We start from the raw sequence: 23,898 nt of genomic DNA, 5'->3' as shown, positions 1-23,898 counted from the left end.
AATAATTACAATACATCTGAAGATATACTTTAAAGAAAACTCAGGTCACCTCACGACCTGCGAGAATGCCATATGAGAGTGCGGTCAATACGAATCCATACTCTCCCCGGCAAGCAGGGCACGTGAGTGCCCTGCCGATGCAATCAGCTGGCCGTACGATCAGCCAACCGTGACCCAGCCGCCCTCGTCCGCCGACGCAAACAGTGCGTCCAGGATTTTCATGTTCTGAACGGCGTCTGCCGCGCCATGGGGCAACGGGGTTTCACCCTTTATCGCCCGGCCGAAAACATCGGCAAGCTCGGCATACTGGTCACAGGGCGCGATTGTCTCGGACCGGATGGCGCCGTCTCCCAGCTCCGACCCGTCGTCCATACGGATTGTGACGGCTTCGCCTTGCGGGGCGTTGACGGGGATCATGATCTCGAGGCGTTTCCTGGTGCCGACAAGCTGGAAGCGCTGATAGGGCGTCAGCTGGGTCGAGACGACAAAATTCAGATGCCGGCCCTGCCCGAAATCCAGCAATGCGCTGGTCATCCGGTCTGTGCCGAATTTCGGATCCCGGTCGATCAGCGATACGACGCGCTCGGGCTCTCCATCGAAAAAGTACCGGCCGGCCAGCATGGTATAGCAGCCGATGTCATAAAGCGCGCCACCGCCGATATCGGCCATGTTGCGGATATTGTCCGGATCGTCGTTGTAATAGCTGAAAAACGCCTGGATCGCCTTCAGGTCGCCCAGCTCGCCGGAGCGGACGATCTCGCGGGCCCTGATCCATTGCGGATGCGCGCGCACCATGAAGTTCTCTGCCACAAGCCGGTCCTTCGGCAGATCGAGAAGCTGCGCGGCCTCCCGTTCATTCAGGGCAATCGGCTTCTCGCACAGCACATGCTTGCCCGCCTTGACGGCCTGCACCGTCACCGGCACATGCAGGTGATTGGGGAGCGGATTGTAGATGGCGTCGATTTCCGGGTCGGCCAGCAAATCCTCGTAGGATCCATAGGCTTTCTCGATGCCGAGATCACGCGCTGCGCCCTGCGCCTTTTCGAGGCTCCGGGAGGCAATGGCACAAGCGGCTCCCGTCTTCGAGCGCTGAATACCCGGAATGACCTTCTGAAGCCCGATCGCGGCCGTCGAAACGATTCCCCACCGGATTTTCGTGCTGTCCATCGTGACTTTCTCCCACATTCTTTTGAGGCACGCTCCTCAAATGGCACAGAAGAAAGACCCACCGCAAGGGCGGGGGCCGGGCAGAACGGATCGATACAGATCGGATTGTCTTCTCTTGCAGGGAACCGGAGCTTGCGCTCCGGCTCCTTCCGCACCGCTTCAGAATTTTTGCGGCACGTAGAGATGCTCCGGCAGGACCTTGCGCTCGTAATCCGGGTTGAAGCGGCGTTCCGGCAGGGTGATCGCCTCGTGCGGCACTTCCTCGTAGGGCAGCATGGACAGAAGATGACTGATGCAGTTGAGGCGCGCCTGCTTCTTGTCGTTGCCTTCGACGATGAACCACGGCGCTTCGGGAATGTTCGTCCGCTCGAAGGTCTCTTCCTTGGCCTTCGTATAGTCCTCCCAGCGCACGCGGGACTCCAGGTCCATCGGTGAGAGTTTCCACTGTTTCAGCGGATCGTGGATGCGCATCAGAAAGCGCAGCTGCTGCTCTTCGTCCGTTATGGAAAACCAGTATTTGACCAGCTTGATACCGGAACGCACGAGCATGCGTTCAAATTCGGGAACGTCGTTGAAGAACTGCTCGACCTGATCTTCCGAAGCAAAGCCCATGACCCGTTCGACCCCGGATCGGTTGTACCAGGAACGGTCGAAGAGCACGATTTCACCCGCAGCCGGAAGATGCGGCACATAGCGCTGGAAGTACCACTGGCCCTTCTCGCGTTCCGACGGCGCCGGCAGGGCGACGACCCGGGCGACGCGCGGATTGAGGCGCTGGGTGATGCGCTTGATCACGCCGCCCTTTCCGGCCGCGTCCCGACCTTCGAAAATGACGACAATCTTTTCTCCCGTGTGCTGCACCCAGTCCTGAAGCTTCACCAGCTCGGACTGCAGGCGCAGCAACTCGTAGAAATAGGTGTTCCGGTCGAGCGGCGACTTGTGCCTCTTGTCGGAAATGAAGGCCAGATCCTTGGCGATCAGATTGTCATCGATTTCCATTTCCAGTTCTTCATCGAGGCTGTCCGCCCATTCGGCCTCGACCCAGGTCTTCGCGCTATCGTCGCTCATCAATCATTCCTTTGAAAAACAGGAGGCTTCGTCCCTCGGACTGTGAACAGCTTATCCATGAAAGTTTTTTGACACTCGCCAATTTTCGCAGGCCATTATATCCATTCGGGACAAATTTACATCGAACCCTTCTTGCAAATGAACGAACGTTCATTTACTTTTCTGTTGAGGAGGACAGGATGCCAAGCAGCGCCGCGAAAACAGACGACCGGGCCACGGCCGCGGCTCAGGCCGGATCCCAGACGCGCGCGAAGGGTCAGGAAACTGCGGAACGGGTGCGCAAGGCCGCCCTGAAGCGTTTCGCTGCGTCCGGCTATGCCGCCGTGTCGATGCGCGAGATCGCTGCCGACGTCGGTGTCCGTCCCGGCGCGCTCTACAATCATTTCCCGACCAAGCAGGACATCCTGAAAGACCTGATGCTGTCGCATATGGCCGATCTTCTGGCGGCCTGGGAAACGTCAGACCTCTCGCCGGACATGGATCCGCTTGAACGCTTCGTGCGCTTTCACATCCGCTATCACCTGGAGCGCACGGACGAGGTGTTCATTTCCTATATGGAACTGCGCAATCTGGAGCCGGTGAATTTCCGCATCGTCGAAACCGAGCGCCGCCGCTACGAAGCCCTGCTGACAGACATTCTGGAAAACGGCAGAACCGCCGGCCGCTACGCGGTCGAGGATCCGAAAGTCACGACCCGTGCGATCATTGCCATGCTGACCGGCATTCCGGCCTGGTATCGCGAAGGCGGCCGCTTGTCGGAACGGGACATTGAAGAACTTTATCTTGACCTGGTGCGCAAGGCCGTCGCGCCGGAAATCCCAAATGGAGACCGGATGGCATGAGCATCCTGAAATCGAGCCTTTCGCCGAGAAGCGACCAGTTTGCGGCCAACAGGGCCGCACATGAGGCGGCCATGGAAACGGTGAAGGCCGCAGCCCAGACCGCACTCGACGGCGGCGGTGAAACCTCCCGCCAGCGCCATGTTTCCCGCGGCAAGATCCTGCCCCGGGAGCGCGTCTCGCGTCTGCTTGATCCGGGCTCGCCGTTCCTGGAGGTCGGCATGCTGGCCGCCCATGAAATGTATGACGGTGCGGCGCCTGCCGCCGGGATGATCGCCGGCATCGGCCGGGTGGAAGGCCAGGAAGTGATGATCCTGGCCAACGACGCCACCGTCAAGGGTGGCACCTACTATCCCATGTCGGTCAAGAAGCACCTGCGCGCCCAGGAAATCGCGGCGGAAAACAACCTGCCCTGCATCTATCTGGTCGACAGCGGCGGTGCCAACCTGCCCAACCAGGACGAGGTCTTTCCCGACCGGGACCACTTCGGACGGATTTTCTACAATCAGGCCAACATGTCGGCAAAAGGCATTGCCCAGATCGCGGTGGTGATGGGCTCGTGCACGGCGGGCGGCGCCTATGTTCCGGCCATGTCCGACGAGACCATCATCGTCAAGAACCAGGGCACGATCTTTCTAGCCGGTCCTCCTCTCGTCAAGGCAGCCACGGGCGAGGAAGTCACGGCGGAAGACCTCGGCGGCGGCGATGTGCACACACGTCTTTCCGGCGTTGCCGATCATCTTGCCCGCGACGATGCCCATGCCCTCGCGCTCGCCCGCCGCTCCATCGCCAGCCTCAACAGGGTGAAGTCCACCTCGATTGCGCTGCAGACACCGGAAGACCCGCTGTACGACCCGGAGGAAATCCTTGGCGTCGTTCCCGCCGATCTCAAGACGCCCTACGACATCCGCGAGGTGATCGCCCGCGTTGTCGACGGATCCCGCTTCGACGAATTCAAGGCGCGCTACGGAACGACGCTGGTCTGCGGCTTTGCCCATATTCACGGCATGCCCGTCGGCATCGTCGCCAACAACGGTGTCCTGTTCTCCGAAAGCGCGGTCAAGGGTGCGCATTTCGTCGAACTCTGCTCTCAGCGCAAGGTGCCGCTGGTGTTCCTGCAGAACATCACCGGCTTCATGGTCGGCCGCAAATATGAAAGCGGCGGCATCGCCAAGGACGGCGCCAAGCTGGTCACGGCCGTCGCCACCACCTCCGTGCCGAAAATCACCATGCTCGTCGGCGGTTCCTTCGGCGCCGGAAACTACGGCATGTGCGGCCGCGCCTACGGCCCGCGCTTCCTGTGGACCTGGCCGAACTCGCGGATCTCCGTCATGGGCGGCGAACAGGCCGCCGGCGTGCTGGCCACCGTCCGCCGCGACGGCATAGAGCGCAAGGGCGGCACCTGGGCGACGGAAGAGGAACAGGCGTTCAAGCAGCCGATCATCGACCAGTTCGAGGAACAGGGCCACCCGCTCTATGCCACCGCGCGCCTGTGGGACGACGGCATCGTCGACCCGCGCAAGACCCGCGACATCCTCGGCCTGTCCCTGTCAGCGGCGCTGAACGCGCCCATAGAAGAGACGCGCTTCGGCCTGTTCAGGATGTAAAAACGGATGACAGACTGGCAGACACCCGAAACGTTCGATTTCCAGGGTCACACGATCCGCTGGGGCAGTCTCGGCGAGGGAGCACCCGTTGTGCTCATGCACGGCACCCCCTTCTGGTCTTACGAGTGGGCGCGGCTGGCACCCTTGCTGGCCACCGAACGCAAGGTCTACTTTTTCGACATGCTCGGTTACGGCAACTCGGACAGGCCGGTCGGCGACGTCTCCCTCGGCGTTCAGAACCGGTTGTTCGCCGCCCTGGTCGACCACTGGAACCTGGCGGAACCGGACATTGTCGCTCACGATTTCGGAGGGGCAACTGCGCTGCGTGCCCATCTGATCGATGGCATTGACTACAACAGCCTGACACTGATCGATCCTGTCGCTGTCCGGCCCTGGGGCTCGCCGCTGGTGCAGCATGTGAAACATCACGAAGCCGCCTTTGCAGGAATGCCGGGTTACATGCACGAGGCCATCCTGCCCGCTTATCTTCAGTCGGCCATGAAGCGCAAGGCGAGCCGGGAGACGCTGACCCCTTACGCGGAGCAATGGATCGGCGTGGAGAAACAGGCTGCGTTCTACCGGCAGATCGCGCAAATGGACCAGCGCTATACGGACGAGGTTCAGGATCTCTATTCCGAGATCCGTTGCCCGGTGCAGATCCTTTGGGGAGAAGACGATGAATGGATCCCGATCGAGCGTGGACGCGAATTGCACGCCATGATCCCCGGAGCCGAATTCATTCCGGTTTCCGGCGCAGGCCACCTCATGCAGGAAGATGCGCCCGAAGCGATCGCCTTCCATGTTCAGGCCTTCCTGAAGACGGCCGGCCGGAAGGGAATGTGAGAATGATCCTGACAAGAACCCGTTGCGGTGACATCACCAGTTTCAAAGCCGATGCGCTCGGGAGGGCGGACAACTGATGTTCAACAAGATCCTCATTGCCAATCGCGGCGAAATCGCCTGCCGGGTCATGGCGACCGCGAAAAAACTTGGCATCGGCACGGTGGCCGTCTATTCCGACGCCGACGCCGGAGCAAAGCATGTCGCCATGGCCGACGAGGCCTACCGCATCGGCCCGGCACCGGCCGCAGAAAGCTACCTCAAGAGCGATCGGATCATCGATGCCTGCCGGCGGAGCGGTGCGCAGGCCGTTCATCCGGGCTATGGATTCCTGTCGGAAAACCCGGATTTCGTCGATGCTCTGGAAGAGGCAGGCATCGCCTTCATCGGCCCCAGCGCCTTTTCCATCCGTGCGATGGGCCTGAAGGATGCCGCCAAGGCCCTGATGCAGAAAGCCGGCGTTCCGGTGGTGCCCGGCTATCACGGCGACAATCAGGACGCGGACTTTCTCAAACTCCAGGCCGGGCGCATCGGTTATCCGGTGCTGATCAAGGCGCGCGCCGGCGGCGGCGGCAAGGGCATGCGCCGTGTCGATGACCAGAAGGATTTTGTCGAGGCCCTGCGGGGCGCGAAGCGCGAGGGCGAGGCGAGCTTCGGCGATGGCCGCGTGCTCATCGAAAAATATCTCACCACGCCGCGCCATATCGAAATCCAGGTCTTTGGCGACAGCCACGGCAATGCGGTGCATCTGTTCGAGCGCGACTGCTCGCTGCAGCGCCGCCACCAGAAGGTGATCGAGGAAGCTCCGGCTCCCGGCATGCCGGAGGACATGCGCCTCGCCATGGGGGAAGCCGCGGTAAAGGCGGCAAGGACCATCGACTATTGCGGCGCGGGCACCATCGAATTCATTGCCGATGTCTCCGAGGGTCTCAGGCCCGACCGCTTCTATTTCATGGAGATGAACACCCGCCTGCAGGTGGAGCATCCCGTCACCGAGATGATCACCGGCGAGGACCTGGTCGAATGGCAGCTCAGGGTCGCGTCCGGAGAAGCCCTGCCGAAGACCCAGGGAGAGCTGTCCTTTGACGGCTGGGCCTTCGAGGCTCGCCTCTATGCAGAGGACGCGCCGAAAGGCTTCCTGCCCGCCATCGGCACACTGGAACATCTTGTCCTGCCCGAGGACACCGCCAGGGTCGACAGCGGCGTGCGAACCGGGGATGAGATCACGCCCTTTTACGATCCGATGATCGCCAAGGTGATCGTGCACGGCCCCACCCGCGAGGCCGCGCTCGGCAAGCTGCTTGCCAGCCTTGAGAAAACGGAAGTGGCCGGCTGCGTCACCAACGCGGCTTTTCTTGCCGCTCTCTGCCGCCATGAAGGCTTCGCCGCAGGTGAGGTCGATACCGGCCTGATCGACCGTAATCTGGCCGATCTGATAGCCGAGCCGGACATACCCCAAGATGCCATTGCGATGGCGGCGCTCACCGCCCTTGGCCTCACCAGGGCGGTGACGGGGAGCGACCCGTTCGAGACCCTGGCCGGATGGCGGATCTGGAGCGCTTCGCGGCAATTCGCGCTGCTGGAAATCGCCGGCGAACGGCGGGACGTGGAAGTCCACGCCCTCGCCCCGCGCCGCTTTGCGGTTCACCTTGAAAACGGCATCCGGGAATATGTTCTGGTCAGCGCCGAGAACGGCTCCTGTCTCTATGAATGTCAGGGCCACAGGGCCCGCACGGTCGTCGTCGAGGGCGAGAAGGGACTGACCGTCTTCCTGAACGGCCATGCCTTCATCATCGGACTGCCGGATGCGCTCAGCGCCGATGAAGACGCAGCCGCGGCCGGAGACCAGCTCATCGCGCCGATGCCCGGCCTCGTGAAGATGCTCACGGTCCAGACAGGCGATGCGGTCACGAAGGACCAGCCGCTGTTGATCCTGGAAGCCATGAAAATGGAGCACACGCTCAAGGCCCCCCGCGACGGGGTCATCGGCGAGGTCCTGGTGTCGGAAGGCGAACAGGTCACCGACGGCACCATTCTTCTCGCTCTTGCGGAGGAGGCCGGCGATGCTGCCGCCTGACAGCCGGAGCTACGAAGACCTTGTCCAGGATTTTGTCTGGGACATCCCCGCAAGGTTCAACATCGGCGTCGCCATCTGCGACGCCTGGGCCAAGCAGGACCCGGACCGCGAAGCGCTCGTCTATGCGCAGGAGGACGGTGAGACGGTCAGCTATTCCTATGGCGACCTGAAACGCCTCTCCAACCGATTTGCAAATCTTCTGGCCGCCCGGGGCGTCCAGCCGGGTGACCGGGTCGGCGTCCTGATGCCGCAAAGGCCGGAGACCGCTTTCGCCCATATCGCCGCGCTGAAACTCGGCGCGATCACCATTCCGCTCTTCACCCTGTTCGGCGAGGAAGCGCTGGAGTACCGGCTGAACGATTCCGGGGCGAAAGCGGTGATAACCGACGCCGGCGGCGCGGAAAAACTCCAGAAGATCAGAAGCCGGCTTCCCGGCCTGACGACGGTATTCTGCGCCGATGGCGAAAGCCCGGGCGCCGAAGACCTTGGTGCCCATATGGCGGGCCACGAGGAGACCTTCGAACCCTTCGACACGGGGCCCGACGATCCGGCAATCATCATCTACACATCCGGAACCACCGGCCAGCCCAAGGGCGCCCTTCACGGCCACCGGGTGCTGCTCGGCCATCTTCCCGGCGTGGAAATGAGCCACGACTTTCTCGGCCAGACCGGCGACCGGATCTGGACACCCGCCGACTGGGCCTGGATCGGCGGCCTTCTGGACGTGCTCATGCCTGCGCTCTATCTGGGCGTTCCGGTCGTCGCCTGCAGGTTCCGGAAATTCACCTCAGAGGCCGCTTTCCAGTTGCTTCAGGACCAGAAGATCCGCAACAGCTTCCTGCCGCCCACCGCGCTCAAGCTGATGCGCCAGGTGGCAGATCCCGAAACGCGCTGGAACCTGAACCTGCGCTCGGTTGCCTCGGGCGGTGAAACGCTCGGTACGGAACTGATCGACTGGGGCCGCAAGACTTTCGGCCTGACCATCAACGAGTTCTACGGCCAGACCGAATGCAACATGATCGTTTCAAGCTGCTCAAGGCTCATGCAGGCCCGTCCGGGCATCATGGGCAGACCGGTTCCGGGACACAGGATCAGCATCGTCGGCAATGACGGAGAGGAACTGCCTGCGGGAACGCAGGGCAACATCGCCGTCGGCCGTCCCGATCCGGTGATGTTTCTTGGCTACTGGAACAACAGCCAGGCAACAGAAGAAAAATTTGCCGGCGACTGGCTGCTGACCGGCGACACCGGCGTGCGCGATGAAGACGGCTGGATCCGCTTCGTCGGCCGCGATGACGATGTCATCACCTCCTCCGGCTACCGCATCGGCCCGGGCGAGATCGAGGACTGCCTGATCAGGCATCCTGCCGTGGCAATGGCCGGCGTGGTCGGCAAGCCGGACCCGCGGCGCACGGAAATCGTCAAGGCCTATGTCGTGTTGAAAGGCGGCATCGAGCCGTCGGACGACCTCGCCGAGGAGATCGCCGCCTTCGTCAAGACCCGTCTCGCCGCCCATGAATATCCGCGCGAGATCGACTTCGTCGATGCCCTGCCGCTGACCACCACCGGCAAGGTCATCCGCCGTGACCTCAGGGCCCGCGCGGAGCAGGAACAATGATCAACCTCTTCGTGCCCCGTCGTTTCCGGCATCGACGTGTGCGCAGCGACCACGTATCAAGCCCGGGAGTCAGTCGTGCATTCAGCGCGAAAGATATCTGGAGTCCGGATTGGTATCCGGCCCCTCGTTGTCATCCCCGCGCAGGCGGGGATCCGGTAATCGCCTGCGGTGCAAAGAAATCGCAGGTACTACGGTCTACTGGATCCCGGCTCGCGCCACGCTTGGCCGGGATGACAAAGCACACAAACGGAAAACCCCAGTGAGCAGAAAAATGTCCGACTTTGTCACCATCTTTGAGATGGGCCCGCGCGACGGCCTGCAGAACGAAAAGCAGTTCGTGCCGACAGCGCAGAAAATCGAACTGGTGGACCGGTTGTCGAATTGCGGTTTCCGCAAGATTGAAGTGACCAGTTTCGTCAGCCCCAAATGGGTGCCGCAGATGGCCGACGCACAGGACGTGATGGAAGGCATATACCGGCATCCGGCCATCAGTTATGCGGCCCTCACACCGAACGTCAAAGGCTTCACGGCGGCGCGCAAGGCATCGGCCGATGAAGTCGCGATTTTCGGCTCCGCGTCGGAAGGGTTTTCGAAAAAGAACATCAACTGTTCGATTGCCGAGAGCATCGAGCGCTTCCGGCCGCTGCTGGAAAAAGCCCGCGAAGACGATATTCCCGTCCGCGGCTATGTTTCGTGCGTCACCGATTGCCCCTATGACGGGCCGACCCCGCCGGAAAAGGTCGCGGAAGTCGCAAGGCTTCTCCTGGATCTCGGCTGCTACGAGATCTCCCTGGGAGACACCATCGGCTCAGGAACCCCGGAGACGGTCGCCGCCATGTTGGACGCGGTGCTGGAGGCCGTGCCCGCAGCCAGGCTGGCCGGCCACTACCACGACACGAAAGGCCGGGCACTGGAGAATATCGCGGTCAGTCTGGAAAAGGGCCTGCGCACCTTCGATAGCGCCGTCGGCGGCCTGGGCGGGTGCCCCTATGCGCCGGGCGCCAAGGGCAATGTCGCCACGGAAGCCGTACTCGGCCTTATGGCGGACAAGGGGTTTGAAACCGGCATCGACCGCACTGCGCTTGAAGACGTCGCGGCGTTCGCCAAAAGCCTGCGGAGCGTGGACGCGTGACCTACGAGACCATCTCCCTGTCGGCTGACCCGCGCGGCGTCGCGACGCTCACGCTGAACCGGCCGGACAAACACAACTCCATGTCTGCCCTGATGATCGGAGAACTGACGGCCGCGGCAAACGACCTCGCCGCCGACGCGTCGGTTCGTGCCGTGGTTCTGACCGGTGCGGGAAAAAGCTTCTGCGCCGGGGGCGATCTCGGCTGGATGCGCGACCAGTTCGAGGCCGACCGCGCAACGCGCATGGCCGAGGCGCGCAAACTGGCCATGATGCTGAAGGCCCTCAATGAGCTACCCAAACCGTTGATCGGCCGCGTCCAGGGACAGGCTTTCGGCGGCGGCATCGGCATGATGAGTGTCTGTGACAGCGTTGTCGCCGTGGACAGCGCCAAATTCGGCCTGACCGAAGTCCGCCTCGGCCTGATCCCGGCAACGATCAGCCCCTATGTGCTTGCGCGCATGGGAGAAGGCAAGGCGCGGCGGGTATTCATGTCGGCGAGGATATTCGGCGCGCAGGAAGCCAGGGAGCTCGATCTTGCCTCAAGTATCGTCTCGCCGGATGCACTCGACGACGCCGTCGAACGGGAAGTAACCCCGTATCTTGCCGCCGCCCCGGCAGCCGTCGCCGCTTCCAAAGCGCTTGCCAGATCACTCGGCCCTGCCATCACCGACGAGATCATCGAAGACACCATCCGCCGTCTTGCCGACACCTGGGAAACACCGGAGGCAAGGGAGGGCATTTCGGCGTTCCTCGAAAAACGCAAACCGGACTGGGTGGCGACCTGACAGGTCTCGCCCCCCTCCGGCATAATGCACCCCAGCAACCAGCCACACACACATCCTGAAGAATGCAAAAGGCTGTCTCTCTGGATGAAGATGGGAGTGTGATCGGCATTGAGCGGTATTCACGGACCGGCGACAAACGGGACGGCCTGAACCTTATTGCCCGGCGGTGCGCCTGGCGTGCTCGATCAGCGCCGCGATGCGCGCGACGTTCTTCTGCTCGGTCGGCTGCGGCAGCTCCAGATGCTCTCCGCCATACATGCGTTCACGGCGCTGGCGGATCTTCCTGCGCTGCAGTTCGCTGATGCCATCCGGCAGGTCCATCCCCGCCCGGTCGATGCCGATGAGGATACGCTGCAGATCGGGGACAAGTTCGGAGGAAATCGTGAAGCGGGCGCCGTCACCCCGCCGCCTGAAGACAAGCGTCTTGGTGCTCTGCTCGCCATTCAAAAGCACCGCGGAGCGCGGACCGCTGGAGCCGATGGTCGCCTGGAACCAGGCCACCAGACCGGGAGCTTCCCACAGCCGGACTTCCATCTTCGAAAGTTCTTCATAGAGAACCCGGACCCTCAGGCCCAACTGGGTAAATTCGAAACCATTGCCGAAAAACCGCACCCAGGAAGTTTGCTGACGCACAGCCGCCGTAAAAAAAACCAGAGATGCGGCCGCGGGCGCGAGACAAAACAGCGAAAGCAGCGCAAGCCCGCCGCCGGTAAGCCCCATGCCGATGAAAGCGAGTGAAAACAGCGGAATACCGAGCGCGAAGCCGATGAGATCCAGAACCAGCACCGGCGGCCGGGACACCGGCCGGATCGCCCCGGAAGGAGCGCTTGGCCGGGGCAGCGCAGCGTAAATGCCGGCGGCCGCCACCAGACACAGGAGGTTGCTCAGCACCGACATGAAGAAAAATCCGCCAACGATTGCAAGCACACCGAGGCTCAGCGGAATAAGCCGCCGGATAAATTCAAGTTTTGCCGTTTTGCCCACACCGCTCTCCATGCATTCAAACAGCGGAACATTCTTGAAATAAGGAAGACTTGCTGATTCTTTCATTGAATCAACTTGGACGCTTTAAATCAAGCAACCGTTTCGGCAATCCAAAATCAAAGTAACCAGCCGGAAAATGCAGCCCGTAAAAACGCAGTGTAAAAAATGTCAGGAATGGATGATTTGAGCCTAATAAGCCGAAGGGCGGTCACACTGTGCTCTCGATCTGGCTGAATTGATTTACGAGAATATTGTTGCACTTGCGGGAGCATACGTCATCAGCATTTTCATGTCTCGGTGCTCTGGAAATCGACACCACCCCTAGGTGTGGACTCATAAAATTATGCTCTCAGGCATCAATCCGGCTGCAAAGAGCCGCGTCAAAGCCTTTGCCCCATGCACCAGCATGGCTCTTCAGGCTTTTCCTTGGCCTGCTTTGTCGGATTGATGCCTGAAAGTACAATTTTATGGGTCCACACCCTAGTACAGCTTCAATAACCCAATGAAACTCGGAAAAGATGTTGATTTCACGCACCAGCAACATTCTGCCATTTGGGGAACACTTCATATCCGGGCAGATTATCCCTAGTGTCATCCAATGAATCTAAGGTCGCTGGACATAGCATGCACAAAATCCTGATACCGGTGGACGGTTCTATCCACTCAATGAAAGCACTTAAGATCGCATCAGATTTGGCCACGAAGTATCAGGGACGCCTATGCATTCTCCATGTTTTGCTGAGGGGCAAGGCTGCCAGTGATCTGATGGCATTGGATATATCCAGCCAATTCGATAAACCATTGCAACAAATCCTGAACAAGGCGATCTCGGCCAACTTGGGCCCAGCTCCCGACAAGATACTCAACAAGGTCGGTGAGATAATCCTTGATCACTTTGCAGAGAAAGCCAGAACGCATGGCGTCGCGTTTGAATTGTTACCAATCGTCAGCGGGAAGCCTGCGGATGAGATCCTCAAGATGCAGGAGAAATTAGAGGCTGGCACAATTGTTATGGGGGCCAGAGGCGTCAGTCATTCTGACAGCTCAACTTTCGGAAGTGTTTCACAAGAGATTTTCAATCGTGCCCAATGCACATGCATTTCAGTAAAATAGACTAGCCCCGAAGCGAGACCGGTTGGTTCATAGCCGCTTCCCGCTATTGTACTCATCTGCCCGGTTATTCTGCTGGTTCCAACTTCCTTGCCAACCTGGTTGTTTCAGCATGGGCGTATCGTCTCAGCATATTTGTGTCTCTATGTCTGCTGATGGATGCCATGCTTGAACCCGCTGTGCCCAGAGCGTACCAAGCAGCTTTATTCAATTGGAATTCTGTGTTGCAGGAAGAGTAAAATAGACAATTAATTCAAATGTCTAGATATGGTGCCGCTTGCAGGACTCGAACCTGCGACCCCATCATTACGAATGATGTGCTCTACCACCTGAGCTAAAGCGGCGATCTGCCTGAAAATACAGGCAAGGCGCTATATGGCGCATATCCCCGGTGTTGCCGGGTGCGCCGCTAATTACCGGAGCTTGGCGCCGGATGCAAGAGGCTAACTGCGAGTTCCGCCAAGGATATCACATCTTGCCCGTTGCGGCCTGCCTGCACGCGCCATTTGCGGCCCTGCCGGTCGGATTTGGATGGAAGCCACCACCGTCGCTGTCCCACGCTTGCTCCGGGACCGGCCGGTTGGCCCCGGCTCTAGGCCGGGGCAGCGCGAAACCTGTGGCGCGGCCCCCGGCAAGATCCCCAGTCATGGAAAGCTCAATTGAAAAACCGGGGCTTCGGCTTCTTGTCCGCGGCGTCCTCGTCGTCGTCATCCGGGCCCGGATCGTCGGGCATGCGGGTCAGGGCGAACTCGATCGGACCGTTCAGTTCCTCCTTGCCGGGCGTCGGATTTTTATCCACCGGTTTGCTTTTGCCCTGTTCGCCCATGCCGGATGATGTCACCGCTGGCTTTTCCGCGGCCGAAACCTCCTTCGGGGGCGTGTCCAGCTTCGGCGCGCTGTCCGTCTTGATTGGTTCGGCTGGTGGTTTGACTGGCGCGGATTTTTCGGGTTCAGCCGTCTTCTCCGCGGCCTTCGGCGCTTCCGGCAAGTCGTTCAGCGGCGGGGTAAGACCGACGTCATCCGTGGTCCCCTCATGGCCCTTGACGCTCTCCTTGTCCGGCTTGACCGTTTCCGGCGAAGCTTCGGCCTTCGTCTGCGATTCCGGTTCCTTTGAGGCCGGCTTCGGAGCAACTGGCTTCGGCGAGACCGGCTCGGGCGTCAGATCGACGGTTTCCAGGTCGTCCCCGGGTTTATCGGCCTTGGCCTCGGACGACCCGACGGAAGAGGAAGCTGCCGCCACTGTGGCCGCCGGAAGTGCCGGCGCCTCGAACACGCTGTCTTCCAGAAGGACGCTCTCTTCATCGGACAGGCCGCCGGGCGTAACCCATTTGAAGGCGTCGAGTTTACCGGTGACCGGGGAGACCGCCTGCCATTCGGCGGAAACGACCCCGTCAGCCGTCCAGACCTTGTCGAGCGGCGCCTTGATCGCGCGCGCGAGCCAGTCGCGCATCCGCCCCCTGTCGCCATGTTCGGCTTCTTCCACTTCCGCCATCAGCAGGAAAGCCTTGCGGGAAGGCTCCGACTGCAGAACTTTCTTCAGCTGCGCCCGGGCTTCGTCGAATTCCCGCGCTTCCAGGGCCGCTTGCGCGACAGCAAGAGCGCCTTCCGCCGTGTTGGCGCGTTGCGCAGACAGGGATTTGACCCGCTTCAGCCGGTCGACGGCAGAGTCCCCCGTGCGCACGTGGGCATAGGTATCCGCAAGTTCGGGATGCGGGGAAAGCCGCCAGGTTGTTTCCAGCACCTTCGACGCCTTGCGGATATCGCCGCGGCGCGTGGCAAGCCGCGAAGTCAAGACGGCCGCCGGCACGAGATCCAGCGCCAGGCCGTGCGCTTCCTTGGCGAGCGAATAGGCCCGTTCCGGCTCGCCGTCCTCAAGCTTTTGCGCCAGCGCGGTCAGGATGACGGCACGCTGACGGCGATAGGTTTTCTTGTCCATCATCTTGGCAGCGTAATTGCGCTCGAGTGTCTTGAGCGCCTCGTCCCAGTGATGAGCCACGGCCTGGTAGCCGAGCACAGCCTTGCCGGCCCATTCCAGACCGGGGGAGGTTTTCGCCGCTTCCTCGGCATAATGCCGGGCGGCCACGGGCTCGCGGTGGCGTTCGGCTTCCACGAACAGCCCGTGCAGGCCAAGAGCCTTCGTGCGCGGATCTTCCAGCATCGCCTCGAAACGCCCGCGCGCTTCGTCGTCCTTGCCGGCAAGCTGAGCCGTCTGCGCCAGCAGAAGTTTCGCCGCCGGCTCGTCGCTCAGCAGCCGGTCCGCATCCACCGCATGACGTCGCGCCTGTTTGGAATTGCCGGTCCCCAGCGCGATCAACCCCTGCGACAGGGCCTGATACCCCTTGTCCTTGCGGCGGCGCTGAAAAAACCGGCTGGCGATATGCGGTGATTTCAGGATCACGCGGATGACCCAGACAACCGCGAGGAAAATCGCCAGGAGGACGCCGGCAACAACGGCGACGACCGCCGGCGGCTGTTCCCAGACATAGCCGTTCCAGCTGATCGAGATCATGCCGGGCACGTCCGACAGCCAGGAAAAGCCCAAAGCAAGGGCGAACAGCAGCGCGAAAAAGAGAAGGACGCGGATCATTCAGTACGCTCCCAAGGGTTGCCGGCCATCGCCGGCCCAATATCGTCCGCAGTATCCGGCGTTCGGGTGAACGCGGGCAGGATACTGCGGCATCTCATAGTCCGTCAGCCGCAAAACCGGCCGCCGGTCAACTGTCTTTCGCCGCAAGGGCATTCAGCACTTCCTGCGAGGCCTTGTCGGTCAAGGCATCCACCTCGACCCGTGCTTCGGCCCGCGCGGCCCAGTCGCTCGCCACTGCCTGCCCTGCCTCGGGCAGGGTCTTGTAGGCCGCCAGCGCCGCGCTCAGGTCACCGCCGGCGACGGCATTTTCCATCCGCCGCAGCGCGGCCTCCGGTCCGGTGCCGTCGGCGTCGCCCGGTCCACGCACCGACACGAGTGATTTTGCACTGGCAAGCAGGCTGTCCAGCATGTCGGCCGAACGGTCAGGCTCGGCGAAGGTCTGGTAGATCTTGCGCGCCTCTGCCGGAAACTGTGCGATCAGCACGGCGACCGGCTCGACACCGGTTCCGGAATATTGTTCCAGCGCTTTCAGATCCATATCGGCGGGAAGGCCCGCTTTGACCGCCGCCAGTTCGGTTTCGTAGGGACGGCCGGAATCGACGGCAGAGCGGAGCGCGGAGACCGAGAGCGCCCGCGCGGCCACTTCACGCGCCGTCGCGTCGCCCATCGTTGCTTCCACCTTGGCAAGCCGACTGGAGAGCGTGTCCAGCTCGGCGCGGATATCTTCCAGCGCGGAACTGTTCGCTGAACCGACGGATTTTATGTCGGCGGCAAGACTTGAGAGCGTTTCAGTCGCCCGCGCCTGACTGTCGGCAAGGGTCTTCAGCGAAACATCCGACGTCGACACCGCCGTCTGCGCGGCCTTTGCCGTCGCTTCGGTGTTCTGCAGCCGGGTCTCAAGCTTGCCAAGCGTGGCTTTCAGCTCGTTCAGATCGGTTTCCACCCCGGAGACCGACCCGGACAGCTTGTCCGCTTCCGAGGACGTCGAGCTTGTCTCGCTTTCAAGCTTTGAGAGACGTGTTTCCAGAGGCGTAAGTTCCACCTGGCCCCGATCCTTCGCGGCGGTTTCGAGTGCCGTCAGCCGGGTTTCCAGCGGCGCGAGATCTGCCGGGTTCGCTTCGCCGGAGCCGCCCGTCGCGGAAGCGACGCCGCTGCGCAGATCCGCGACCTCTTTCTTCAGCGCCTCGATGGCCGGAGAGACATCGGACGGAGCCGCCGACACCGCACCCTGCAGTTTCGTTTCAAGATCGGAAACCTTGGCCTCCAGAGCGGAGACAGCTTTGGCCGGATCCTGCCCGCTCACGGTCGAGGTCACATTCTCAAGTTTGCTTTCCAGATCGGCGATCTTGCGCTCGGCCGAAGAAAGCGCGTTGGTCACCTGCACGTTCTGCTCCGGGGACAGCTTGACGATCCCTGCCTTGTGGAGGCCGTATCCGCCACCGAGAACCAGAACGCCCCCGATAACCGCCGCGATCATCACGCCGAAAGCGCCGACACCGCCGCGGTCTTCCGCCGCCGGCGGATTGGAAAAGCTCGTCGAACCGGCCGGACGGTTCGTACCTGTGGAACCTGGCGCCGTGCTCGCGGAAGACGCCGGTTTCGAGGCCGTTCCGGAGGTGGAAGATGCCGTGGAAGAGCTGCCAGGGGTCGACGGCGAAGCGGACGATGCGGGCTTGCTGCCGTATGGACTGCTTGAAGAACTGGTCGTGGAACCGCTGGTCGACGTTGCTGTCGGGCTGCCCGATGCACTCGCTGTCGTCCGGGTGGAGGAACTTCCCGAGGACCCCAATGAAGATCCCGTGCCTGTCGAACCGGGTTTCGTGGTCGCCGAGGATGATCCCGAAGGCGGCACCGATGTGCCCCCCGAAGAGGAAGGAGTGCTTCCCGGCCGTGCAGTACTTGTCGAACTCGTCGAACCTGTCGATGAAGCCCCTGTGGACGAAGCCGGAGACGCGGGTTTCGAACTCACCTTTTCCGCCGCGAGGTCGATCGTGACCGGTCGCTTGGAGGAGCCGGAAGACGCTGAGGGTGTGTCGGGTTTGCCCGATGATCCGCTTCCGCCTGAAGAGGACGTCCCGCCAGAAGATTTATTGTCCGTCGTCATCTGTACTTCTCCCGAACCTGCCCCGGCCCCGGAACCGTCAGCTCCAAGACCTTCACTATACACGCCTCTTTGCGAAGCGGTACCGCCGCGGCAAAGACTTTTCCGCGCCGCAATAGAAGGACTCCCCCGGATCTGGTTAACACTCCGCTAATACCAGATCCAGAAGCGCCGTTTCACAAGGTGCACTCGCAACATGTACACGCATGAACCCGGCAAGCGGTTCCGCTGCATGCGACGAAATGGCGTAGATCTTCAAACCCGGCGCCGCTCCATCGAGCCCGGAGGCTTTAAGCAATGACAGCAGCGTCTCCGCCGTTCGCCTCGAATAGACCAGCACGCCATCATAGATTGCACCACTGAGGCCAGAGACAATCCCGGCGGGAAGTTTTTCCGCGGGATCCATCCGGTAGACGACTTGCGTGCGGCAGGCCAGGTTTCCTGTTTTCAGGAAACTCTCAAGATCTCCCGCCCTGTCATGTGCCGCCGGATAGAAGACCGCACCCGGAGCGAGCCCTGCGCTCTCGCGCAGAATGAGCGCGCCCAGCGCCGCGAAATCCCCGCCTGCGGATCGCACGTCCTGAAATCCTGCCAGCCTGCAGGCCTCTGCCGTCGCCTCTCCCACGGTGAAAGCGGGAAGACCTAGAAGCTCGCCGATTTGGGAGTGTTCGCGCAAAACGGACACCGCCCGCCGGCTTGAAAACGCCACGGCGCATATGTCGGAAAGGTCGAGCTGTTCGGGGGGCATGACCTGAAATTCAAGAAGCGGAGCTTCATCCGCAAGGTGACCGGCCGCCCGCAGCTTGTCCGCGGTTCGCTTGCAGTCGGGCTGGGGCCTGGTCACCAGAAAACGCATGGTCAGTGATCCTGGAAAAAACCTGGCCCCATCAAGGCTTTCAGGGTTTCGCCGGCGGAAATGCCGATCTCGACCGCGCTTGCCGGCGCGCCGCTCCCTGAAGTCACATGTGCCTCCGTACCGTCCGGCTTCAGCACGATGCCCCTGAAGTGCAGCATTCCGTCTCGCAGTGTCGCCAGTCCGCCGATGGGCGTGCGGCACGAACCGTCGAGAACCGCAAGGAAGGCCCGTTCCGCGTCCAGCCGAACCTGTGTGTCCGGATCGTGGATCGCGGCGAGCATTGTGCGCGTGGCGTCGTCGTCAGTCCGGCTTTCGATGCAGATCGCCCCCTGGCCCACTGCCGGCAGAAATTCATCGGCCTCCAGAAGACTGGTGATTTCATTTTCCAGCCCAAGCCGTCTCAGGCCGGCGGCTGCCAGAAGCGTCGCATCCACCTCGCCTTCCGCCAGCTTGCGCAGCCGGGTCTGCAGGTTGCCGCGATACATCACCACATCGATATCCGGCCTCAGACGCTTGATCATTGCCTGCCTGCGCAGGGAGCTGGACCCGACAACGGCGCCCTGCGGCAGATCCGTCAGCGTCTTCGCCTTGGGCGACAGGAAAGCATCGCGCACATCCTCGCGCGGCAGAAAGGCCGTCAGCTCGAGGCCGGTCGGCAGAACTGTCGGCATGTCCTTGGAAGAATGGACGGCAAGGTCGATCCGTCCGTCCATCAGCGCTTCCTCGATTTCCTTGGTGAAAAGACCCTTGCCGCCGACTTCCGACAGGGGCCGGTCCTGGATCCGGTCGCCGGATGTCTTGATGACGACGATCTCGAAAGCCTCCTCGCCAAGGCGATGAGCGGTCATCAGCCTGTCGCGGGTTTCGTGAGCCTGCGCCAGTGCCAACGCACTGCCTCTCGTGCCGATGCGCAAAGGATTTGATTGCAAGGTTTACCGTCCGGATGTTACGCCCGGCATGAAATGCGCCGGGAAACTGATTTGCTTCGTTGAGATGTCCTAGCACAGGCCAGCACCGCAAGACCAATGACCTCAGTCAATTCAAATGACAATGCGACCAATCTGACGGTCCTCGGTATCGAAACGAGCTGTGATGAAACGGCGGCAGCGGTTGTCCGCGGTCCGCTGAACCGGCAGATCCTCTCGAACACCATCCGCTCGCAGATTGCCGAGCATACGGAGTTCGGCGGCGTGGTGCCCGAAATTGCCGCGCGCGCGCATATCGACATCCTGGACAGGATCGTTGCGGAGGCAATGCACGAAGCCGGCTGCGGCTGGGAGGACATCGATGCGGTCGCGGCCACGGCCGGACCCGGTCTGATCGGCGGCGTCATCGTCGGTTTCATGACCGCCAAGGCCATCGCCATGGCGGCCGGCAGGCCGATTGTCGGTGTCAATCACCTGGAAGGCCATGCGCTGACCGCCCGCCTGACCGACGATCTGGATTTCCCCTTCCTTCTGCTGCTCGTTTCCGGCGGCCACAGCCAGTTTCTGCTGGTGCGCGGCGTCGGCGATTACGAGCGCCTGGGAACAACCATCGACGACGCCATAGGCGAGGCTTTCGACAAGACCGCCAAGCTGCTCGGCCTGCCTTATCCGGGGGGACCGCATGTGGAGAAGATGGCGGCAAAGGGCGACGTGACCCGGTTCCGATTGCCGCGCCCGCTGCTCGACCGGCCGGGTCTCGACATGTCCTTCGCCGGACTGAAAACTGCCCTCAGGACCCAGGCTAAAAAGCTGGAACCGGTCGACGAGCAGACCGTCGCCGACCTCTGCGCCGCCTTCCAACGCTCCGTCTCCGACGTGCTGGCGGCGCGGACCAGATCCGCCCTCGACCTTTTCCGGGAGCGGCATCCGGACGCGGAGCCCGTGATCGTCGTTGCCGGAGGCGTCGCGGCCAATCAGGAAATCCGGCAAAGCCTGCTGGATGCGGCAAATGCGGCAGGGGCCCGTTTCGTCGCCCCGCCGATGGCGCTCTGCACGGACAATGCAGCGATGATCGCCTGGGCGGGCATCGAACGGTTGCGACAGGGCCCGGTCGACGACATGGCCCTCTCCCCGCGCCCGCGCTGGCCCCTCGATTCGCAAAGCGCCGGTGTGCTCGGAGCCGGCAAGAAGGGTGCGAAGGTCTGAAGACCGCCACCCGGTTTATTCGCCTCAATCGAAGCTTGGCCCTTTTGCACGGACCGGGAGCCTGTTAGGAACGCGTGGTTTCAAACAAGGAAATTTTCCTCCATGCGGCTCTACCACAAGGCCTATGTCTACCTGACCTGCGGCACGGATCTTCTGGTTTTCGACGAGCCGGACGATCCCTATCTCGGGCTTCAGGTTCCCGGCGGCACGATCGATCCGGGCGAAAGCTTCCTGCATGGGGCCATGCGCGAGTTTGCCGAGGAAACCGGGTTGAGCATCGACGCGGCCTTCGAGCATTTTTCCAGCCAGGATCTGCCCTTTGAAACCATCGCCCCGGTCGGCCAGTTCCGCGCTCCGCCGGACCGGCCGTTGAAAGGCCGTCACATCCGGCGGAACTATCACGTATGTCTGGCCAAGAAGCCACGGGACACCTGGGAGCACTACGAGATGTTTCCGAGCGGCGGCGGCGATCCGATTCGCTGCCGATTCTCCTGGATTGATCTCTTCAGCACGAAAGCGTTTGACGAAGAGAGCTTCTTTGCTGCGTTCGGCGCGCCTCTGGACGCCCTGCGCAGCCGTCTGCCCCGCCCCGGCAAAACCACCTGAGGACAACCGGCTTCAAGGATCTCAGCTTGAAACTCTATCACAAGGCCTATGTCTATCTGACCTGCGGACCGGAGCTTCTGGTGTTTATCGAGCCGGATCACCCCAACCCTGACCTTCAGATTTCCGGCGGCACTCTGGACCCGGGCGAAAGCTATCTCCAGGCGGCCCGGCGCGAATTTTTCGAAGAGACAGGACTTTCGTTGGATATCGCGCTCGAATCGTTCGCGGACCAGGATCACATCATCAAAGATGTTCCCGGAAGTCTCCCCGGCTTGCATCGGCGGCGGCATTTTCACGGTCGCATTCGTGAAAAACCCGCTGCAGAATGGGAACACTATGAAATGACGCCGAGTTCAGGCGGACCGCCAATCCGGTTCCGCCTGTTCTGGGTCGATCTTTTCGCCAACGATGCGCCGCCCAAGACCATGTTCTTTGAAGAGTTTGGAGCGCAGCTTGATACATTACGGTCGCGGATGGAAAGGCAGAACGATGGGCGCCATTAAGACAGTCGGCGTCATTGGCGGCGGGGCCTGGGGTACGGCTCTGGCCCTGACAGCCGCCCGCGCCGGGCGGGACGTGTGCCTGTGGGCCCGCGACCCCGCGATCGTTTCCGATATCCGCGCCCGCCGCCAGAATTCCCGTTATCTTCCCGGCATCACCTTCGATGAGGACCTCAACGCCACCAATTCGCTGGCGGAGGCCGCGGACGTGGATGCCATCCTGCTGGTCACCCCGGCGCAGACCACCCGCGCCATGCTGGCCGCCCTGAAGAAAACAGGCAAGGCACGCGGGCCGGTCGTTCTGTGCGCCAAGGGCATTGAACAATCCTCCGGAAAGCTGCTGTCGAAGGTGATGAGCGAGGAACTGCCCGGTGTGGAACCAGGCGTTCTCTCCGGGCCAAGCTTTGCCGACGATGTGGCGCGCGGTCTGCCGACGGCGGTCACGATTGCCGCAACCTCGACGAAAACCGCGCTCAGCCTGTGCGAGGCATTGCAATCGCCGAGTTTCCGGCCCTATGCCTCGATCGACATTCTCGGCACGCAGATCGGCGGCGCGCTGAAGAACGTGCTGGCGATTGCCTGCGGCGCCGTTGCCGGCCGCAAGCTCGGCGCCAGCGCCCAGGCCGCGCTCACCGCCCGCGGTTTTGCGGAACTCTCCCGCCTCGGCGCTGCCATGGGCGCGCAGAGCGAAACGCTGACCGGCCTTTCAGGCCTCGGCGATCTTGTCCTGACCTGTTCCTCCACCCAGTCGCGCAACTTCTCCTTCGGCATGCGGCTCGGCGAAGGGTTCATGGCCTCCGATCTGATCTCGGCAGGTGGAAAACTTGCAGAGGGCGCCTATTCGGCGCGGGTCGCCGTCAAACTGGCGGAAAAATACAATGTCGAGGTGCCGATCTGCGAAACCGTCGCCCAGATGATCGACGAGGACCTGACGATAGACGACGCCCTCAACACCCTGATGGCCCGGCCACTGAAGGCGGAGACGGCGGGCATTTGAGCGCAGGCAGATCCGGCACCTGCGCAACAGTCTGTTCGCTCATGCAACGGCATTTGCACATCGCAGGGAACCGGGAAGGAATTTTCCCCCATTGAGTTTGCTCTCTCACCACCCTAGGTTCGTCCGGAATTCGACAACCTGAGGGTCTCATTTCATGCTCTATGCCCTGATCTGCACCGACAAGCACGGTGCCCTGCAAACCCGTCTCGACAACCGCGCGGCGCATCTGGAATTTCTCAAGGGCCTGGGCGACAGCCTGAAGGCCGCCGGCCCTTTCATGGATGACGACGGCAACATGACCGGCTCTCTCGTGGTGATCGAAGCGGCCAACCGCGACGAAATCCTCGCCATTTCCCAGGAAGATCCCTATGCGGTGGCCGGTCTGTTCGAAAGCGTGGAAATCCGTCCTTGGAACTGGGCGGTCAAGAATCCGGAGACGAAATAAGTGCAGTACTGGCTGATCAAATCCGAGCCGGACAAATGGTCCTGGGAACAGCAGAAGGCCAGGGGCGACGTCGGCGAACAATGGGATGGCATCCGCAACTACCAGGCACGCAACAACATGCGGGCCATGGAGATCGGCGACAAGGCCTTCTTTTATCACTCCAATATCGGCAAGGAAGTTGTCGGTGTCGTGGAGGTCTGCAGCGAGATCCATCCCGATACCACCATCGACGACCCGCGCTGGGAGTGCGTGGACTTCAAGGCTGTGCGCGACATGCCCAAGCCGGTGACACTGGCCGACGTCAAGGCGGAACCGCGTCTTGCCAAGATGGCCCTGGTCACGTCCATGCGCCTGTCGGTCCAGCCGGTCACCGAAGAGGAATGGAAGATCGTCTGCGAGATGGGCGGCCTCAAGACACCTGCCTGAATATCTCCGACAGCTTTTAGA

Annotated in this window: 22 protein-coding genes and 1 tRNA gene; 15 read left to right on the top strand and 8 right to left on the bottom strand. The window is 61.8% G+C overall.

What is annotated here, in order from left to right; translation table 11 throughout:
• Nucleotides 1–159 precede the first annotated feature (159 nt).
• Together Q1B40_RS20860 and ppk2 are read right to left on the bottom strand one after the other, a co-directional pair.
• Nucleotides 160–1,167, bottom strand: coding sequence for a Gfo/Idh/MocA family oxidoreductase (locus tag Q1B40_RS20860; RefSeq protein ID WP_299818903.1), 1,008 nt, complete (start codon nucleotides 1,165–1,167; stop codon nucleotides 160–162).
• A gap of 159 nt (nucleotides 1,168–1,326) precedes the next feature.
• Nucleotides 1,327–2,235: a polyphosphate kinase 2 gene (ppk2, locus tag Q1B40_RS20855; RefSeq protein WP_299818900.1), complete on the bottom strand. Its 909-nt coding sequence runs from the start codon at nucleotides 2,233–2,235 to the stop codon at nucleotides 1,327–1,329.
• 179 nt (nucleotides 2,236–2,414) lie between these two features.
• Here ppk2 and Q1B40_RS20850 point away from each other — a divergent pair, with 179 nt between their 5' ends.
• The 7 genes from Q1B40_RS20850 to Q1B40_RS20820 all read left to right on the top strand — a co-directional run bounded on the left by Q1B40_RS20850 (nucleotide 2,415) and on the right by Q1B40_RS20820 (nucleotide 11,133).
• Complete coding sequence (locus Q1B40_RS20850; RefSeq protein WP_299818897.1) at nucleotides 2,415–3,077, top strand: TetR/AcrR family transcriptional regulator; 663 nt, start codon at nucleotides 2,415–2,417, stop codon at nucleotides 3,075–3,077.
• Nucleotides 3,074–4,681, top strand: coding sequence for a carboxyl transferase domain-containing protein (locus tag Q1B40_RS20845; protein WP_299818894.1), 1,608 nt, complete (start codon nucleotides 3,074–3,076; stop codon nucleotides 4,679–4,681). Before Q1B40_RS20850 ends, Q1B40_RS20845 begins: the two co-directional genes overlap by 4 nt.
• A 6-nt stretch (nucleotides 4,682–4,687) precedes the next feature.
• A complete protein-coding gene (locus tag Q1B40_RS20840) occupies nucleotides 4,688–5,524 on the top strand; it encodes an alpha/beta hydrolase (protein ID WP_299818891.1) in 837 nt (278 codons plus the stop codon).
• A gap of 76 nt (nucleotides 5,525–5,600) precedes the next feature.
• Nucleotides 5,601–7,598 (top strand): acetyl/propionyl/methylcrotonyl-CoA carboxylase subunit alpha, encoded by a 1,998-nt coding sequence (locus Q1B40_RS20835; RefSeq protein ID WP_299818889.1) that lies wholly within the window; start codon nucleotides 5,601–5,603, stop codon nucleotides 7,596–7,598.
• A complete protein-coding gene (locus tag Q1B40_RS20830) occupies nucleotides 7,585–9,216 on the top strand; it encodes an acyl-CoA synthetase (RefSeq protein ID WP_299818886.1) in 1,632 nt (543 codons plus the stop codon). Before Q1B40_RS20835 ends, Q1B40_RS20830 begins: the two co-directional genes overlap by 14 nt.
• Nucleotides 9,217–9,487: 271 nt before the next feature.
• The gene (locus Q1B40_RS20825) at nucleotides 9,488–10,348 is read left to right on the top strand and encodes a hydroxymethylglutaryl-CoA lyase (protein ID WP_299819139.1); all 861 of its coding nucleotides are present in this window, start codon (nucleotides 9,488–9,490) and stop codon (nucleotides 10,346–10,348) included.
• Nucleotides 10,345–11,133, top strand: a complete 789-nt coding sequence (locus Q1B40_RS20820) for a crotonase/enoyl-CoA hydratase family protein (RefSeq protein WP_299818883.1) — start codon at nucleotides 10,345–10,347, stop codon at nucleotides 11,131–11,133. Before Q1B40_RS20825 ends, Q1B40_RS20820 begins: the two co-directional genes overlap by 4 nt.
• A gap of 153 nt (nucleotides 11,134–11,286) precedes the next feature.
• Here Q1B40_RS20820 and Q1B40_RS20815 read toward each other — a convergent pair whose 3' ends face one another.
• The gene (locus Q1B40_RS20815; RefSeq protein ID WP_299818880.1) at nucleotides 11,287–12,117 is read right to left on the bottom strand and encodes a hypothetical protein; all 831 of its coding nucleotides are present in this window, start codon (nucleotides 12,115–12,117) and stop codon (nucleotides 11,287–11,289) included.
• Nucleotides 12,118–12,741: 624 nt separating this feature from the next.
• On the opposite strand from Q1B40_RS20815, the gene Q1B40_RS20810 reads away from it, so the two are divergent.
• A complete protein-coding gene (locus tag Q1B40_RS20810; RefSeq protein ID WP_299818877.1) occupies nucleotides 12,742–13,230 on the top strand; it encodes a universal stress protein in 489 nt (162 codons plus the stop codon).
• Nucleotides 13,231–13,495: 265 nt separating this feature from the next.
• Here the strand turns inward: Q1B40_RS20810 and Q1B40_RS20805 are convergent.
• The 3 genes from Q1B40_RS20805 to Q1B40_RS20795 all read right to left on the bottom strand — a co-directional run bounded on the left by Q1B40_RS20805 (nucleotide 13,496) and on the right by Q1B40_RS20795 (nucleotide 17,291).
• Nucleotides 13,496–13,571 (bottom strand) — tRNA-Thr (locus Q1B40_RS20805).
• Between the two features lie 311 nt (nucleotides 13,572–13,882).
• A complete protein-coding gene (locus tag Q1B40_RS20800; RefSeq protein ID WP_299818872.1) occupies nucleotides 13,883–15,814 on the bottom strand; it encodes a heme biosynthesis HemY N-terminal domain-containing protein in 1,932 nt (643 codons plus the stop codon).
• A 127-nt stretch (nucleotides 15,815–15,941) separates the two neighbouring features.
• Nucleotides 15,942–17,291, bottom strand: a complete 1,350-nt coding sequence (locus Q1B40_RS20795; protein WP_299818868.1) for a hypothetical protein — start codon at nucleotides 17,289–17,291, stop codon at nucleotides 15,942–15,944.
• A 46-nt stretch (nucleotides 17,292–17,337) separates the two neighbouring features.
• On the opposite strand from Q1B40_RS20795, the gene Q1B40_RS20790 reads away from it, so the two are divergent.
• Nucleotides 17,338–18,069 (top strand): hypothetical protein, encoded by a 732-nt coding sequence (locus tag Q1B40_RS20790; protein WP_299818865.1) that lies wholly within the window; start codon nucleotides 17,338–17,340, stop codon nucleotides 18,067–18,069.
• On the opposite strand, the gene Q1B40_RS20785 is transcribed toward Q1B40_RS20790, so the two are convergent.
• On the bottom strand, nucleotides 18,055–18,771 hold the full coding sequence (locus Q1B40_RS20785; RefSeq protein ID WP_299818862.1) for a uroporphyrinogen-III synthase: 717 nt from the start codon (nucleotides 18,769–18,771) through the stop codon (nucleotides 18,055–18,057). The genes Q1B40_RS20790 and Q1B40_RS20785 overlap by 15 nt on opposite strands.
• Before the next feature lie 2 nt (nucleotides 18,772–18,773).
• On the bottom strand, nucleotides 18,774–19,700 hold the full coding sequence (gene hemC, locus Q1B40_RS20780) for a hydroxymethylbilane synthase (protein ID WP_299818859.1): 927 nt from the start codon (nucleotides 19,698–19,700) through the stop codon (nucleotides 18,774–18,776).
• A 132-nt stretch (nucleotides 19,701–19,832) separates the two neighbouring features.
• Here hemC and tsaD point away from each other — a divergent pair, with 132 nt between their 5' ends.
• From tsaD to Q1B40_RS20750, 6 genes are all read left to right on the top strand, one after another.
• Nucleotides 19,833–20,903 (top strand): tRNA (adenosine(37)-N6)-threonylcarbamoyltransferase complex transferase subunit TsaD, encoded by a 1,071-nt coding sequence (tsaD, locus tag Q1B40_RS20775; RefSeq protein WP_299819136.1) that lies wholly within the window; start codon nucleotides 19,833–19,835, stop codon nucleotides 20,901–20,903.
• A gap of 102 nt (nucleotides 20,904–21,005) precedes the next feature.
• Nucleotides 21,006–21,509: an NUDIX domain-containing protein gene (locus Q1B40_RS20770; protein ID WP_299818856.1), complete on the top strand. Its 504-nt coding sequence runs from the start codon at nucleotides 21,006–21,008 to the stop codon at nucleotides 21,507–21,509.
• A gap of 80 nt (nucleotides 21,510–21,589) precedes the next feature.
• Nucleotides 21,590–22,012 (top strand): NUDIX domain-containing protein, encoded by a 423-nt coding sequence (locus Q1B40_RS20765; RefSeq protein ID WP_299818853.1) that lies wholly within the window; start codon nucleotides 21,590–21,592, stop codon nucleotides 22,010–22,012.
• Nucleotides 21,999–23,006, top strand: coding sequence for an NAD(P)H-dependent glycerol-3-phosphate dehydrogenase (locus Q1B40_RS20760; RefSeq protein WP_299818850.1), 1,008 nt, complete (start codon nucleotides 21,999–22,001; stop codon nucleotides 23,004–23,006). The genes Q1B40_RS20765 and Q1B40_RS20760 overlap by 14 nt, the downstream gene beginning before the upstream one ends.
• A 154-nt stretch (nucleotides 23,007–23,160) precedes the next feature.
• Nucleotides 23,161–23,451, top strand: coding sequence for a YciI family protein (locus tag Q1B40_RS20755; protein ID WP_299818847.1), 291 nt, complete (start codon nucleotides 23,161–23,163; stop codon nucleotides 23,449–23,451).
• Nucleotides 23,452–23,877 (top strand): EVE domain-containing protein, encoded by a 426-nt coding sequence (locus Q1B40_RS20750; protein ID WP_299818845.1) that lies wholly within the window; start codon nucleotides 23,452–23,454, stop codon nucleotides 23,875–23,877.
• Nucleotides 23,878–23,898: the final 21 nt, after the last annotated feature.

The sequence above is a fragment of the uncultured Roseibium sp. genome, from assembly GCF_947496995.1.
Taxonomy (GTDB): domain Bacteria; phylum Pseudomonadota; class Alphaproteobacteria; order Rhizobiales; family Stappiaceae; genus Roseibium.
The sequence above is the reverse complement of the archived record's forward strand: the minus strand, read 5'-3'. Positions and strand labels throughout refer to the sequence as shown.

Excerpts from the sequence above, each read along its gene's own strand:
- Q1B40_RS20860 (WP_299818903.1), bottom strand. The coding sequence starts at position 1,167 with ATGGACAGCACGAAAATCCGGTGGGGAATCGTTTCGACGGCCGCGATC.
- ppk2 (WP_299818900.1), bottom strand. The coding sequence starts at position 2,235 with ATGAGCGACGATAGCGCGAAGACCTGGGTCGAGGCCGAATGGGCGGAC.
- Q1B40_RS20850 (WP_299818897.1), top strand. The coding sequence starts at position 2,415 with ATGCCAAGCAGCGCCGCGAAAACAGACGACCGGGCCACGGCCGCGGCT.
- Q1B40_RS20845 (WP_299818894.1), top strand. The coding sequence starts at position 3,074 with ATGAGCATCCTGAAATCGAGCCTTTCGCCGAGAAGCGACCAGTTTGCG.
- Q1B40_RS20840 (WP_299818891.1), top strand. The coding sequence starts at position 4,688 with ATGACAGACTGGCAGACACCCGAAACGTTCGATTTCCAGGGTCACACG.
- Q1B40_RS20835 (WP_299818889.1), top strand. The coding sequence starts at position 5,601 with ATGTTCAACAAGATCCTCATTGCCAATCGCGGCGAAATCGCCTGCCGG.
- Q1B40_RS20830 (WP_299818886.1), top strand. The coding sequence starts at position 7,585 with ATGCTGCCGCCTGACAGCCGGAGCTACGAAGACCTTGTCCAGGATTTT.
- Q1B40_RS20825 (WP_299819139.1), top strand. The coding sequence starts at position 9,488 with ATGTCCGACTTTGTCACCATCTTTGAGATGGGCCCGCGCGACGGCCTG.
- Q1B40_RS20810 (WP_299818877.1), top strand. The coding sequence starts at position 12,742 with ATGCACAAAATCCTGATACCGGTGGACGGTTCTATCCACTCAATGAAA.
- Q1B40_RS20800 (WP_299818872.1), bottom strand. The coding sequence starts at position 15,814 with ATGATCCGCGTCCTTCTCTTTTTCGCGCTGCTGTTCGCCCTTGCTTTG.
- Q1B40_RS20795 (WP_299818868.1), bottom strand. The coding sequence starts at position 17,291 with ATGATCGCGGCGGTTATCGGGGGCGTTCTGGTTCTCGGTGGCGGATAC.
- Q1B40_RS20785 (WP_299818862.1), bottom strand. The coding sequence starts at position 18,771 with ATGCGTTTTCTGGTGACCAGGCCCCAGCCCGACTGCAAGCGAACCGCG.
- Q1B40_RS20770 (WP_299818856.1), top strand. The coding sequence starts at position 21,006 with ATGCGGCTCTACCACAAGGCCTATGTCTACCTGACCTGCGGCACGGAT.
- Q1B40_RS20760 (WP_299818850.1), top strand. The coding sequence starts at position 21,999 with ATGGGCGCCATTAAGACAGTCGGCGTCATTGGCGGCGGGGCCTGGGGT.
- Q1B40_RS20755 (WP_299818847.1), top strand. The coding sequence starts at position 23,161 with ATGCTCTATGCCCTGATCTGCACCGACAAGCACGGTGCCCTGCAAACC.